Source organism: Acinetobacter sp. FB, from assembly GCF_056033405.1.
Genome location: NZ_CM148502.1, coordinates 2,611,423 through 2,623,378, shown reverse-complemented (window position 1 = coordinate 2,623,378; position 11,956 = coordinate 2,611,423). Strand labels below are relative to the sequence as shown.

Here is an 11,956-nt window from a genome sequence, read left to right as displayed (position 1 = left end):
TTCATTTTAAAGCCAAGAATTAGAACTTCTTAAAGCCTTTATTAAAACCAATGGTTTTACGACCATTGTTATTGTTGCCATTACCGCTTGGACGTTGCTGCTGCTGTGATTGATCTTGTTCATCATCACGACGTTGCTGACGTAAATAACCACCACGACGTGCAGCCAATGGTTTTTCTGCCATTTTTTCTGTACGACGTTTTGCCATACCAAACAAGCCAGTACCTTGACGTGGTTTTAATTCAACTGATTTCGCTAAGTTGTCGATATCAGCTTTATCTAATTCCATCCAACGACCTGTACGTAATTCACGTGGCAAAATGACAGTGCCATAACGGGTACGTAACAAGCGACTTACTTTTAAGCTTTGTGATTCAAAGATACGACGTACTTCGCGATTACGACCTTCTTTAACCACAACTTGATACCAACGGTTGATACCTTCACCGCCAATTTCAGAGAATGATTCGAATTTGGCTGGACCATCTTCAAGTTCAACACCTTTCAGCATGTTATTGCGAATTTGTGGTGTGACTTCACCCATTACACGAACCGCATATTCACGCTCAACTTCGTTTGAAGGGTGCATTAAACGGTTAGCAAGTTCACCATCATTCGTGAATAACAATAAACCAGTACTGTTAATATCCAGACGCCCTACCATTACCCAACGGTCATTTGCGATTTGAGGCAAATGATCAAATACAGTTGGACGTTTCTCAGGATCATTGCGTGAGCAAATTTCACCCTCTGGTTTATAGTAAATGAGAACACGGCGGCGAATTTCATCTTCAACCTGAAACTGAACTTTACGACCATCGATACGGAGTTCATCTGTGGGTTCAATACGTTCACCCACTTGAGCAATTTTTCCATTGATACTGACGCGACCAGCAGCAATGACTTCCTCCATATAGCGACGTGAGCCTAACCCGACTCTCGCTAAAACCTTTTGTAATTTTTCACTCATGACAGCACAACCTTAGACATAATGATCAACAGTTCACCTCTCAAGACTTCGGTGCATGTGCATCGAGTGTCATGAATGCTTCCTTGGCGTTCTGCAGGGGAGGCAATTGACCTAGCGAAGCTAAACCAAATGCATTTAAAAATTGGGGCGTTGTGACTAACAACGCAGGTCTTCCAGGTAAATCTCTAAAACCAGATTCTTTGATCCAGTTCCAGTCAAATAAGTTTCTCAATATCTGACTATTATTCGATACACCACGAATCTGTTCAATATCAGCACGTGTAACAGGCTGATGGTACGCAATCACTGCGACTGTTTCGAGTAGCGAGGGCGATAATTTTGTTGGGCGTTCTGGCCAAACCTGCGCAATAATATTGCGATACTTTGCTCGCACCTGAAAACGAAACCCTTGAGCCGTCTCAATTAACTCAATTGAACGACCATGTTGCAACATCGCAAGTTGCTGCAAAAAATGACGTAATTGTTGTTTATTATATTGGTTTTGAAATGCTTCTTTTAGTCGTGCAAGTGAAACTGGTGAGTCACTGGCGAACAAAATTGCTTCAATCTGTAATAAGACATCGTGATGAATATCTTCAAGTGACATTCCTTCATTAGTGTCAAATGGATCTAAACTCATGCTGCAACGCCTTGAACTGTTAAAGGAGCTTCGACACCTGTATGGATGATTTGAATTTTTTGCTGGCGCGTGAGTTCAAGCACTGCCATAAAAGTCACCACCATACCCATACGACCTTGTTGCGGATTAAGTAATTGGGCAAAACTCAAGACTTCACCAGACGCAAGTTGGCTTTCAATAAATGCAATTCGTTCTTCAAGTAAAACAAGTTCTTGAGCTACAACATGGGTAATCGGCTCTGGACGGTTAAATACGCAAAATAATGCGTCACGTAACGCATCTGCATCATAACCTTCATAGACAGGTGCAATATGCCCGATACTGATATTTGCACTAAATGTATCGCGTTCAAAAATCGGCATTTGCCCAAGTCTTTCAGCTGCTTGTTTGATGCGTAAATAGGTTTCTAAACGATCAATAAGTTCTTGTTTGGGATCTTTTTCAAATTGATCGACAACTTTAGGTTTAGGAAGTAACAATCTAGATTTTAGATCAGCGAGAAGTGCTGCCATCACCATATAGTCAGCGGTGAGTTCGATATTGAGCGATTTCATACTATCCATATAGGAAAGATACTGAGTGGCAATCGGTGAAATGTCTAATTGAAGAAGATCAAAACCATTTTTTTGAATAAGGTAGATCAGAAAGTCTAATGGCCCTTCAAATTGCTCTAATAAAATTTCAAATGCGGCAGGTGGAATGTACAAATCTTCAGGTATGACTTCTTGCCACTCGTCAAGCACGCGAATGGAAGGAATTAATTCCAAGGTCGAAGGAAGAATTTGATTCATTACCGTTTATAAGCCACGCGAATTTTCAAAAGCATGAAAGGATGATTTTTTTGTGTTCAAGAAAGTGACACATGCTACAAGCAAGCCTATTCTAATCGAAATCCTTCATTTAATAAATTACTCACTTACAAAAACCTTAAAGTTCTCAGGGTATTTTCTATACTTATGCAAGCGAATATGGATGATATAAAAATCTTGTGCTTAAATCGGTCATTCAACATCGCATTTCTAAACTATAAGTCACCATGAAAAATTATTTAAAAACACAACAGAATCAGTTCGGACAAACCATAGGTTTTTCGCTTGAAGAAAATGTGGCAGCTTCACTCGTGCAGGGCAATTTATTTGGACAATACGTTCAGTTGATTGATGTAGCAGATGGAGTTACGAATCAGATCGCAGAACAGTTATGGGAGGCTGTATCCACAGAACCCGATGAGCAATGCTGGACTTATCTGCCATATTCTGCCCCACATAGCCAACATAGCTTAAAAGATTCATTAGACAACTTATTCGGCTTTAAAGATTCCACTCATTTTCTAATTCAAGTTGCTGAAGAGATACAAGGTTGGGTTGCATTGTTAAATCCGAGGCTTGGGCATGGCGTGATTGAGATTGGTAATGTTTATTTTTCACATAAAATGAAAAAATCAAAGGCGTCAACTGAAACAATTTTCTTACTGCTAGAACAATGTTTTGCACATGGTTTTAGACGTATTGAATGGAAATGTGATGATAGTAATGCGCCTTCTAAAGCTGCTGCTTTACGCTTCGGTTTTCAGTATGAAGGCTTATTTCGCCAAGATCGGATCATAAAAGGACGAAATCGAAATACTGCATGGTTTTCGATTGTTGATGATGAGTGGTCGGAATTAAAAAATGCTTATCAGCAATGGCTGAGTCCTGATAATTTTGATAAACACGGTTTCCAGAAGCAGCGACTTTCAGACTTTGTATCATTCAACTAAATACTAAGCATCATAAATTGCATATTCAATAATATGTAGACATTGGTCTCGAAGGCACAAGTTTTGCTGCTCTAGATTTTTCAATATTTCTTTTACAACAAATACCTCTAAAAAATATTCAAAAATTGAGCTGTTATGCTTCACTTGTATTAATCCTTCGGGTGGCTCTTTTAAAACAATAGCTGTTGATTCTAAAAGCCAAGGTTCAATGACATAGATTGTTTGATCATCTTGATAATCATAGATGTTTAGTAAAACTTGAAATAAATCCATTTTCTACTTTATTTGAATTTGAGGTCTATTCAAAAGCACTGACATCACCAACACCACGACGGACAACTACAGGATTTTCTCCAGATAAATCCACGATACTGGTGGTTGATAAAGTCCCAAAACCACTATCAATAAACACATCAATACGTTTACCTAGTTGGTTTTCAATATCATAAGGATCATCTAGGGGATCTTTTTGAGCAGGCAAGATCAATGTACTGGTTAATAACGGTTCACCAAGTTCTTGTAATAAAGCTTGTGCAACAGGATTACTTGGAATGCGCAGACCAATTGTTTTTTTCTTTGGGTGCATTAAGCGCTTAGGCACTTCACTGGTAGCAGGTAAAATAAATGTGGTAATAGCAGGGGTATTGGCTTTTAACAGTCTGTACATCGCATTATCGACTTTTGCATAAGTTGCAATATCCGATAAATCACAACACATAATTGCATATTGATGTTTAGGGCCTAAGCCACGAATTTGGGCTATTCGCTCCATCGCACTTTTATTCCCAATCTGACAACCAATCGCATAGGCTGCATCAGTTGGATAAACCACCACATCACCCGCACGAATACGTTCAACGGCTTGTGTGATTAAGCGAGCCTGTGGATTTTCAGGATGAATATGTAAATGTAACATTATTATTGTAACTCCCTGATCTTTATGGCTGAATTAAGTATGAAACTTGTTCTAGTAAAGATGCAAGTCTTAGATGTGTTAATTTTGTCATTCAATCAAGTAATTCACGTTTAAATTCATTTAGTTGTAATGGTAAGCCATTACGGGTACAAACACAGATATAGTGAATAAAAAGTGCAGCATCTCGTGGTAAAGTGGCTTCACCTGAAAAATAACGTTGTACTTGAGCAAAAACATTATCTTTAAATTGTGTCCCATTGCCGCTATCACCCGTTAGGTTATCTAAAGAGACACGAAACTTTCGACCAAAGGCTGTTGCAAATAACCATTCAATGGCTTGAGGCTTAATTTCAACTTGTTCAAATAAAGCTTGCTGTTCTGCAGTACGACCATCGGGTGCATACCAATAACCTAAATCAGGTAAAAGGCGACGTTTTTCACCTGAAATACTCCAATGACTAATTTCATGCAAGGCACTGTTAAAGAAACCATGTGCAAATTGGATTTTTGCAGGCTGTTGATTTATAGCTGGGAAATATTCTGGTTCAAAATCACCTTTAACAAGCGTGACATTATGGTGGGAAAACCAATCATTAAAGTGTAAAATAAGCCAATCAACCTGTTCTGGTTCTGTTGTTAACGTTTTCCAAGATGAGCGTTGCACTTGATCTGGTGTTAACATAGGAGCAGTGATTGAATGGGGGCTAACAAGTGATGAAGTTGTTACTTCAAGTTGCGGCTGCAACAGATGCATTGCTGTGTTACCACGAGTTCTGTCTAAAGAAGTGCAAAATTGTATCTTAATCTTTGACAGAGTACCGATGAATTTGTAGAATTGCCGCCTTAATTATGTCAGCAAATACTTTTCCAAGCCAAATCGAGCCATTTAAATGGGCTGAACAGGGCTATACATGGTCAGGAACACTGCCATTGTCTCGCTTTGCTCGTATTGCTCGAGAAGCTGTTGGTTCAATTGATGATCAATTGATCAACATAGACTGTAAGCTATCAATGGATGCTTATCATCGCATTGTATGGTTAGATGGACATATTGATACTAAAGTTCCAATGGAATGCCAACGTTGTTTGGGATCTGTTGAAATTGAATTAGTCTCAGAATTTCATTTAGCTTTAATTGATGATGAGTCACTGATAGAGCGATTGGATGAGGATGCTGATTTCATCGTTTTAGGTGAAAGTGAATCGTCGAAAAAAGGGAGTATTGATACACCTGCTTCGATTGATTTACTCGCATTACTAGAAGATGAATTGTTATTGTTGATGCCTTTGTCTCCCAAACATGATGTTTGTGAGCATAAACATCAACCTGTCGTTCAGGACGTTGTCGAAGAAAAGCGGGATAACCCGTTTGATGTTTTGGCAAGTTTGAAAGGCAAACTTAACTCATAACACAATTTGTGTTATCATGTTGAGTTAAGACAACTGAATTTGTTCTGATCCATTTTTCGATCTTTGTAAGGAGCCATCATGGCCGTTCAGCAAAACCGTAAAAGTCGCTCTCGCCGTGACATGCGCCGTTCACATGACGCTTTAACCGAGAATGCATTATCTGTAGACCAAACTACTGGTGAAACTCATCGTCGTCACCACGTGACTAAAGACGGTATTTACCGTGGTCGTCAATTATTCGCTAAAGCAGCTGATGCTGAATAATTGAGTTATATGCATTAAGCGTTAGCTTAAAGTATAAAAAAAATGGGAGCGAAAGCTCCCTTTTTTGTTGTTTTTCGCAATTAAAAAACGATTTAATCAATGGTAAATTGCCGCATCGGAAAAGAGTCTGTTGTCATTCTCATGTAGAATCATGAGTGTTGATAAAACTGGCGATAGACCATTTTAAGGATTTTTATATGTCGACTAAGCGACTTGAGCAGGCTGCTCAAGCAACAAAAACAGCATTTGTTTTTCCTGGTCAGGGTTCACAAAAAGTAGGGATGCTGGCTGAGCTTGCAGAGCAGTTTAGTGTCGTTCGAGATACCTTTGCAGAAGCATCAGTAGCACTTGGTTTTGATCTTTGGCAGATTGCCCAAAGTGGTGAGGGTTTAGATCAAACTGAAAATACTCAACCAGTTTTGCTAACAGCAAGTATTGCCTTATGGCGTGTATGGTTAGAGTTAGGTGGTATAGCACCGAAATACTTGGCTGGACATTCTTTGGGAGAGTATAGTGCGCTTGTTGCAGCAGAGGCAATGACTCTAGCTGACGCGGTTAAATTAGTCCATTTACGCGGAAAATTGATGCAGAGTGCTGTTCCTCAAGGTACAGGTGCAATGGCTGCAATTCTTGGTTTAGCCGATGAGAAAGTGATCGAGCTTTGCCAAAAAGTGAATGCAACTGCGGCTGGTCAAGGTTCGGTTGAAGCGGCGAATTATAATGCGCAAGGTCAGGTGGTGATTGCAGGCAGTACAGCTTTGGTTCAGCAAGTCATGGCTGAAGCAAAAGAGCAATCTGGTAAAGCGATTGCATTGCCTGTTTCTGTTCCGTCACATTGTACCTTGATGAAACCAGCAGCAGAAAAGTTTGCTGAAGCTTTGGAACAAACTGCCATTGAGCTACCACACCTTCCTGTAATACAAAATGTCAACGCGGAAATCGCGACAGATGTTGCTCAATTACGTCAGGCATTAACGGCTCAGTTATATCAGTCAGTTCAATGGACACGTACCATGCAATATCTTCAAGATGAAGGTGTGCAGTATGTGGTTGAATGTGGACCAGGTACAGTACTCAGCAATCTTGCCAAGCGATTACCCAACATAGAAAAAGCATTTGCGATTGATAGCAAAGCACGTATGGAAGATGCCCTAAACGCAGTGTTAGTGGCAGAAGGAAAAATTGCATGACACAACAACGAAAAGTTGCGTTAGTGACAGGAGCAAGCCGTGGTATTGGCGCAGCAATTGCACAGCAACTCATTCAAGACGGTTATTTTGTGGTAGGTACCGCAACTTCTGAATCAGGCGCGCAAAAACTGACAGAAAGCTTTGCTGAACATGGAGCAGGTGCTGTACTCGATGTTCGTGATGGTGCAGCGATTGATGCGCTTGTATCAGATATTGAACAAAAATATGGTTCAGTACTGATCTTGGTGAACAACGCAGGCATTACCAAAGATAACTTGTTGCTTCGTATGTCGGAAGATGATTGGGACGATATTCTCAATATACATCTGAAAGCCGTATACCGCTTGTCTAAGCGCGTATTGAAAGGTATGACCAAAGCACGTTTTGGCCGCATTATTAACATTAGTTCAGTGGTTGCACATTTTGCGAATCCTGGACAAGCGAACTACTCAGCAGCAAAAGCAGGGATTGAAGCATTCAGTCGTAGCTTAGCCAAAGAGATGGGGAGCCGTCAGATTACAGTGAACAGTGTTGCACCTGGTTTCATTGCCACGGAAATGACTGATCAGTTAAGCGAAGATATTCGTAAAAAAATGACTGATCAAGTAGCTTTAAGTCGTCTAGGTGAACCTCAAGATATTGCTAATGCAGTGAGTTTCCTGGCTAGCGATAAGGCTAGTTACATTACTGGTACAGTTTTACACGTAAATGGTGGTCTATACATGGCCTAACTGGCGATGTATAAACTTTTAAAAGTTTTTATATTCAATTAAACTAGTGGCAAATTAAAACGCCACAAGCAATGAGGAGAATTCCTGTGAGCGATATCGAACAACGCATCAAACAAGCTGTAGCTGAACAATTAGGTATGCGTGCTGAAGAGATTAAAAACGAAGCATCTTTCATGGATGACTTAGGTGCTGACTCTTTAGATTTGGTTGAACTTGTAATGTCTTTCGAAAATGATTTTGACATCACGATTCCAGACGAAGATTCTAATGAAATCACGACTGTTCAATCTGCAATTGATTATGTAACCAAAAAACTTGGTTAATCATTTTGCATGATTGAAAAGCCACCGCAAGGTGGCTTTTTTATATGTTTAATTTTAATTGAGTGGATTTATACATATTTTTACAAGAAAAAATAAACTCTGAATATGAAATGATTATATTTAAGTGTATAAAATCTATGCTATTTAAAATAATTTATTAAATCATAACAATAAAAGGAAACATTATGAGTATCGAAATGCGAGTTAAGCAAATTATTGTTGAACAACTCGGTGTAGACGAGGGAGAGGTAGTAGCTAATGCATCGTTTGTAGATGATTTAGGTGCTGATTCTTTGGATGTAGTTGAACTAATTATGGCTTTTGAAGAAGAATTTGGAATTGAAATTCCAGATGAAGATGCAGAGAAACTTCTTACAGTGCGTGATGCTATTAATTATATTGAGATGAATGTAGGAGGCGATACGTAAATTCCATCATACTTTTAGTTTATCGAAAGATGATATTTCATGAATTGATAATTACAGAGAGTAATATAGTTATATTAAAAATTAAAATATAAGGAAAACCCTATGAATTCTGAAAAAACAATAGAAGAGCGTCTTAAGTCAGTAATTGAGGAGAAGTTTGGTCTTGGTGTAGAGATGAAACCTAGCACTCGTTTTGTTGAAGATTTGCATTTTGATAGTCAAGATACCTTAGATCTTAGTATGGCGCTTGAAGAGGAATTTGGTTTTGAAGTACAAGATGAAGAAATGGAAAAAATAGATACATTTCAATCACTGGTTGATTATGTCACTAATAAAGGTTAATCATTTACATGATTGAAAAGTCATCTGAAGTTAGTTTTTTATATGTAGAACTTCTTGATTTGAATAGCTATATAAATATTTTTACAAGAAAAAATAAACTATAAATATGCAAATAATTTATTTGAGTGTATAAAGTTTATGCTATTTAAAATAATTTATTAAACCATAACAACAAAAGGGAATTTTATGAATATAGCAAACCGTATTAAAGAGATCATTATTGAGCAACTTCGTGTAAATGAAGAAGATGTTTTACCAAATGCATCCTTTACAGATGATTTAGGCGCTGATTCATTGGCTGTAGTTGAACTTATTATGGCTTTGGAAGGAGAGTTTGGTATTCAAATTCCTTACGAAGAGGCTGAGAAAATTGTTACCGTTCAATCTGCAATTGATTATATGACCAATATTGTGGGAGAAAATGCTTGAATTGCTTCAAGTTTTGAACGAATTGAAAGCCGCCGTAAGGTGGCTTTTTATATTTAAAAAATATATAAATGTGAAACCTTAAAATTAGTTTTATTGCATATACATATATTTACAAGACCTCGTTAAATTGAAACTCGCATGCTTTATTTTTTCGGTATAACTAATTGTAAGTCTGTTTTGACTATGCTTAATCAATAATTACAGAGGAAATAAAAAATGGGTCTTTTTGATTTTGTTAAAGGCATCGGTAAAAAAAATACAGCACCAGCAGAACCTCAGCCTGCTCCAGCTACACCTGTTGAGCCTTCAGCTCAAGAGATTGCCAATAAATTATTAGGTTTGATTAAAAGTTTAGGTCTTGGTATTGAAGGTTTATCAGTAACCTACAATGGAAATACCGATACAGCCATCATTAAAGGGCAAGTCAAAAGCCAAGCAGATAAAGAAAAGATCGTTCTTGCCGTTGGTAATATTGATCACGTTGCTCAGGTCGATGATCAGATGACGGTTGAGGTACCTGAACCAGAAAGTAAATTCTATACCGTAAAATCAGGTGATAATTTATCTAAGATTTCTAAAGAATATTATGGCGATCCAAACCAATACAATAAAATTTTTGAAGCGAATAGACCATTACTCAAAAATGCGGACGATATTTTTCCTGGACAAGTTTTACGTATCCCTGAATAAATTGTAATGTGACAGAAGAGGCGCGTATTGCGCCTTTTTTATTTCAAAATAAAAGATAAAATTGAAATTACTAAAACATTAAAAAAATGAATCCATTTACTTATGCTTTATGTCAAAAGCCAGTTTTAAGTGTGGCAATGTGGATGACAGGTCTTTGTGTATTTCCTCCATTATTTTCAAATCTGCCGATTGATTTAACTCATACAGGCGCATTAGCAACTACTGAATTTAAGGTAAATGTACCAAAGTCTTACCACTTAAGCCTAACCGTTGAGTTTGAATCAGCACAAAAGCGAGTTGATGATCTTGTTGTTGGAAATACTTTTAACCAATATTGTGATGGGACTATAAAATATAACAACATTCCTGTAGAGAAGAGAAAAGAATTAGGTCAACCAATAACCTTGCAAGTTATTGTAAGAAAATCAAAAAATCATGAAATTGTTTTTAATCAGCAATTTCAGTCATTATGTTCAACAGGACATGATGGTAAAAATAAAAGTTACAGAAGTATTGGCTGGATTCCTTTATCTCAAGACCTTCATGTGATTGAAGTTGTTAATTTACAACCACATAATCAATTAAAAAATGTCAAAACAACATTAAGCTTAAATGCAAGTAATGGTGGTAAATAATCTTAAGATAATAATTGTTTAGGAAGTTTATCCATCAATTGCAAAAAAGGTTTTGGGCTTTGTAATGCTCTAGATAGGATTAAAGATCCTTGAATACGTATCACAGTATCTTGTGCTCGCTCGAAAGCTTGTTCTTCTGATATTCCCGCATCTTGTAAAACGATAGAGATACTTTCAATCAGTCTGGTAAAGACGGGTTGAATTTGAGGCAAAAAGGTTTGGTGCGCTTCACTTAAGGTTAAAACTGCCAAAATACACGCTACATGGCCATTTTCATAAACTTGCTTTAATGAATAGGTCAGAGCTTCTAAACGTTCAATAGGTGATGCGTTGCTTTGTAGGTGAATAAAAATATGATCTTCGCGCCATTGTTCTAAATAGCTCAAAACATCTTGTGCCATTTGTTGTTTTCCATTTGGAAAGTGATGATACAAACTGGCTTTACCTAAACCTGTCCGTTCAGAAATTTTGGATAAAGAAGCGCCTTCATAACCATATTCTCTGAAAATACTTAATAAAGATTGAATTAAAGTCGGTTTATCCATAAAAACTACTCATATCACTTGATTTTGTACCGATCGTTCGGTACATTGAAATTATATAACCACAAAAGAAGATGACAATGAAACTTTATAATACTGTAATCTCAGGAAATTGTTACAAAATCAGATTATTACTTTCATTTCTGAATTTAGACTACGAAAAAGTCTCTATAAATTTAGCTGACCAAGAGCAAAAGACAGAGCATTTTCTAAAACTGAATCCTTTAGGGCAGATTCCTGTGCTAGAAGATCAGGGCAGGCATATCCATGATTCTCAAGCAATCTTGTGCTATCTCGCTAGAACATATGATGCTCATCAGCTTTGGTTTCCTCAAGAAACAATTGCAATGACGCATGTTTTAGAGTGGTTGTTTTTTGCAAATCAAAGAATTGCTTCTACTTTATCGACAGCACGGGCATTTCATCTGATTAAAAAACCAAATATTGATATCGAAAATGCGACTGTAATGTCACATGCATCATTAGCAATTGTAAATCAACATTTGAAAACAAGAAATTGGTTGGTTGGTGAATCAGCCACGATTGCAGATATTGCTTGTTATCCTTACATGGCTTTAGCGTATCAAGGAAAAATAGAATTAGCCCCATATCCAGATGTTCAGGCTTGGTTAACACGTTTTCAACAATTGCCTCGTTTTATTGAATTAGATGAATAATAGGTTAGGC

Annotated in this window: 19 protein-coding genes; 12 read left to right on the top strand and 7 right to left on the bottom strand. The window is 37.5% G+C overall.

Going from position 1 to position 11,956, the window contains the following annotated elements:
* Positions 1-19: 19 nt before the first annotated feature.
* The 3 genes from rluB to AC0JIQ_RS12490 are packed head-to-tail and all read right to left on the bottom strand — an operon-like array spanning position 20 to position 2,401.
* Positions 20-970 carry a 23S rRNA pseudouridine(2605) synthase RluB gene (gene rluB, locus AC0JIQ_RS12500; protein ID WP_474201839.1) on the bottom strand — a complete coding sequence of 317 codons (951 nt, stop codon included), beginning with the start codon at positions 968-970 and terminating at the stop codon, positions 20-22.
* A 40-nt stretch (positions 971-1,010) separates the two neighbouring features.
* Entirely contained in the window at positions 1,011-1,610 is a 600-nt protein-coding gene (scpB, locus tag AC0JIQ_RS12495; protein ID WP_004663573.1) for an SMC-Scp complex subunit ScpB, read from the bottom strand.
* Positions 1,607-2,401 carry a segregation and condensation protein A gene (locus AC0JIQ_RS12490; protein ID WP_474201838.1) on the bottom strand — a complete coding sequence of 265 codons (795 nt, stop codon included), beginning with the start codon at positions 2,399-2,401 and terminating at the stop codon, positions 1,607-1,609. The genes scpB and AC0JIQ_RS12490 overlap by 4 nt, the downstream gene beginning before the upstream one ends.
* Positions 2,402-2,646: 245 nt before the next feature.
* Here AC0JIQ_RS12490 and AC0JIQ_RS12485 point away from each other — a divergent pair, with 245 nt between their 5' ends.
* A complete protein-coding gene (locus AC0JIQ_RS12485; RefSeq protein WP_474201837.1) occupies positions 2,647-3,369 on the top strand; it encodes a GNAT family N-acetyltransferase in 723 nt (240 codons plus the stop codon).
* 3 nt (positions 3,370-3,372) lie between these two features.
* Here AC0JIQ_RS12485 and AC0JIQ_RS12480 read toward each other — a convergent pair whose 3' ends face one another.
* The 3 genes from AC0JIQ_RS12480 to AC0JIQ_RS12470 form a co-directional block, all read right to left on the bottom strand.
* A complete protein-coding gene (locus AC0JIQ_RS12480) occupies positions 3,373-3,642 on the bottom strand; it encodes a hypothetical protein (protein ID WP_004663567.1) in 270 nt (89 codons plus the stop codon).
* A 25-nt stretch (positions 3,643-3,667) separates the two neighbouring features.
* Positions 3,668-4,285 carry an L-threonylcarbamoyladenylate synthase gene (locus AC0JIQ_RS12475; protein ID WP_474201836.1) on the bottom strand — a complete coding sequence of 206 codons (618 nt, stop codon included), beginning with the start codon at positions 4,283-4,285 and terminating at the stop codon, positions 3,668-3,670.
* 91 nt (positions 4,286-4,376) lie between these two features.
* Complete coding sequence (locus AC0JIQ_RS12470) at positions 4,377-5,039, bottom strand: elongation factor P hydroxylase (protein WP_087544725.1); 663 nt, start codon at positions 5,037-5,039, stop codon at positions 4,377-4,379.
* Positions 5,040-5,134: 95 nt separating this feature from the next.
* Between AC0JIQ_RS12470 and AC0JIQ_RS12465 the strand changes: the two genes are divergently transcribed.
* From AC0JIQ_RS12465 to AC0JIQ_RS12420, 10 genes are all read left to right on the top strand, one after another.
* Positions 5,135-5,695 (top strand): YceD family protein, encoded by a 561-nt coding sequence (locus AC0JIQ_RS12465; RefSeq protein WP_004663562.1) that lies wholly within the window; start codon positions 5,135-5,137, stop codon positions 5,693-5,695.
* A gap of 78 nt (positions 5,696-5,773) precedes the next feature.
* The gene (gene rpmF / locus AC0JIQ_RS12460) at positions 5,774-5,959 is read left to right on the top strand and encodes a 50S ribosomal protein L32 (protein WP_004638135.1); all 186 of its coding nucleotides are present in this window, start codon (positions 5,774-5,776) and stop codon (positions 5,957-5,959) included.
* 197 nt (positions 5,960-6,156) lie between these two features.
* Positions 6,157-7,149, top strand: a complete 993-nt coding sequence (gene fabD / locus AC0JIQ_RS12455; protein ID WP_474201835.1) for an ACP S-malonyltransferase — start codon at positions 6,157-6,159, stop codon at positions 7,147-7,149.
* Positions 7,146-7,880, top strand: coding sequence for a 3-oxoacyl-ACP reductase FabG (gene fabG, locus AC0JIQ_RS12450; RefSeq protein WP_087546978.1), 735 nt, complete (start codon positions 7,146-7,148; stop codon positions 7,878-7,880). Before fabD ends, fabG begins: the two co-directional genes overlap by 4 nt.
* An 86-nt stretch (positions 7,881-7,966) precedes the next feature.
* The gene (gene acpP / locus AC0JIQ_RS12445; RefSeq protein ID WP_004655272.1) at positions 7,967-8,203 is read left to right on the top strand and encodes an acyl carrier protein; all 237 of its coding nucleotides are present in this window, start codon (positions 7,967-7,969) and stop codon (positions 8,201-8,203) included.
* Positions 8,204-8,388: 185 nt separating this feature from the next.
* Complete coding sequence (acpP, locus tag AC0JIQ_RS12440; protein ID WP_005217961.1) at positions 8,389-8,631, top strand: acyl carrier protein; 243 nt, start codon at positions 8,389-8,391, stop codon at positions 8,629-8,631.
* A gap of 102 nt (positions 8,632-8,733) precedes the next feature.
* Positions 8,734-8,973, top strand: coding sequence for an acyl carrier protein (locus AC0JIQ_RS12435; RefSeq protein ID WP_288401049.1), 240 nt, complete (start codon positions 8,734-8,736; stop codon positions 8,971-8,973).
* A gap of 186 nt (positions 8,974-9,159) precedes the next feature.
* Positions 9,160-9,402 (top strand): acyl carrier protein, encoded by a 243-nt coding sequence (gene acpP, locus AC0JIQ_RS12430; RefSeq protein WP_046740113.1) that lies wholly within the window; start codon positions 9,160-9,162, stop codon positions 9,400-9,402.
* 216 nt (positions 9,403-9,618) lie between these two features.
* Positions 9,619-10,092: a peptidoglycan-binding protein LysM gene (gene lysM / locus AC0JIQ_RS12425; protein WP_004676490.1), complete on the top strand. Its 474-nt coding sequence runs from the start codon at positions 9,619-9,621 to the stop codon at positions 10,090-10,092.
* Positions 10,093-10,178: 86 nt separating this feature from the next.
* A complete protein-coding gene (locus AC0JIQ_RS12420) occupies positions 10,179-10,727 on the top strand; it encodes a DUF5625 family protein (RefSeq protein WP_474201834.1) in 549 nt (182 codons plus the stop codon).
* Between the two features lie 2 nt (positions 10,728-10,729).
* Here AC0JIQ_RS12420 and AC0JIQ_RS12415 read toward each other — a convergent pair whose 3' ends face one another.
* On the bottom strand, positions 10,730-11,272 hold the full coding sequence (locus AC0JIQ_RS12415; protein WP_474201833.1) for a TetR/AcrR family transcriptional regulator: 543 nt from the start codon (positions 11,270-11,272) through the stop codon (positions 10,730-10,732).
* Positions 11,273-11,349: 77 nt separating this feature from the next.
* On the opposite strand from AC0JIQ_RS12415, the gene AC0JIQ_RS12410 reads away from it, so the two are divergent.
* Positions 11,350-11,946 (top strand): glutathione S-transferase family protein, encoded by a 597-nt coding sequence (locus AC0JIQ_RS12410; protein WP_474201832.1) that lies wholly within the window; start codon positions 11,350-11,352, stop codon positions 11,944-11,946.
* The last annotated feature ends 10 nt before the right edge of the window (positions 11,947-11,956 follow it).

Excerpts from the sequence above, each read along its gene's own strand:
- rluB (WP_474201839.1), bottom strand. The coding sequence starts at position 970 with ATGAGTGAAAAATTACAAAAGGTTTTAGCGAGAGTCGGGTTAGGCTCA.
- scpB (WP_004663573.1), bottom strand. The coding sequence starts at position 1,610 with ATGAGTTTAGATCCATTTGACACTAATGAAGGAATGTCACTTGAAGAT.
- AC0JIQ_RS12490 (WP_474201838.1), bottom strand. The coding sequence starts at position 2,401 with ATGAATCAAATTCTTCCTTCGACCTTGGAATTAATTCCTTCCATTCGC.
- AC0JIQ_RS12485 (WP_474201837.1), top strand. The coding sequence starts at position 2,647 with ATGAAAAATTATTTAAAAACACAACAGAATCAGTTCGGACAAACCATA.
- AC0JIQ_RS12480 (WP_004663567.1), bottom strand. The coding sequence starts at position 3,642 with ATGGATTTATTTCAAGTTTTACTAAACATCTATGATTATCAAGATGAT.
- AC0JIQ_RS12475 (WP_474201836.1), bottom strand. The coding sequence starts at position 4,285 with ATGTTACATTTACATATTCATCCTGAAAATCCACAGGCTCGCTTAATC.
- AC0JIQ_RS12470 (WP_087544725.1), bottom strand. The coding sequence starts at position 5,039 with ATGCATCTGTTGCAGCCGCAACTTGAAGTAACAACTTCATCACTTGTT.
- AC0JIQ_RS12465 (WP_004663562.1), top strand. The coding sequence starts at position 5,135 with ATGTCAGCAAATACTTTTCCAAGCCAAATCGAGCCATTTAAATGGGCT.
- rpmF (WP_004638135.1), top strand. The coding sequence starts at position 5,774 with ATGGCCGTTCAGCAAAACCGTAAAAGTCGCTCTCGCCGTGACATGCGC.
- fabD (WP_474201835.1), top strand. The coding sequence starts at position 6,157 with ATGTCGACTAAGCGACTTGAGCAGGCTGCTCAAGCAACAAAAACAGCA.
- fabG (WP_087546978.1), top strand. The coding sequence starts at position 7,146 with ATGACACAACAACGAAAAGTTGCGTTAGTGACAGGAGCAAGCCGTGGT.
- acpP (WP_005217961.1), top strand. The coding sequence starts at position 8,389 with ATGAGTATCGAAATGCGAGTTAAGCAAATTATTGTTGAACAACTCGGT.
- AC0JIQ_RS12435 (WP_288401049.1), top strand. The coding sequence starts at position 8,734 with ATGAATTCTGAAAAAACAATAGAAGAGCGTCTTAAGTCAGTAATTGAG.
- acpP (WP_046740113.1), top strand. The coding sequence starts at position 9,160 with ATGAATATAGCAAACCGTATTAAAGAGATCATTATTGAGCAACTTCGT.
- lysM (WP_004676490.1), top strand. The coding sequence starts at position 9,619 with ATGGGTCTTTTTGATTTTGTTAAAGGCATCGGTAAAAAAAATACAGCA.
- AC0JIQ_RS12420 (WP_474201834.1), top strand. The coding sequence starts at position 10,179 with ATGAATCCATTTACTTATGCTTTATGTCAAAAGCCAGTTTTAAGTGTG.
- AC0JIQ_RS12415 (WP_474201833.1), bottom strand. The coding sequence starts at position 11,272 with ATGGATAAACCGACTTTAATTCAATCTTTATTAAGTATTTTCAGAGAA.
- AC0JIQ_RS12410 (WP_474201832.1), top strand. The coding sequence starts at position 11,350 with ATGAAACTTTATAATACTGTAATCTCAGGAAATTGTTACAAAATCAGA.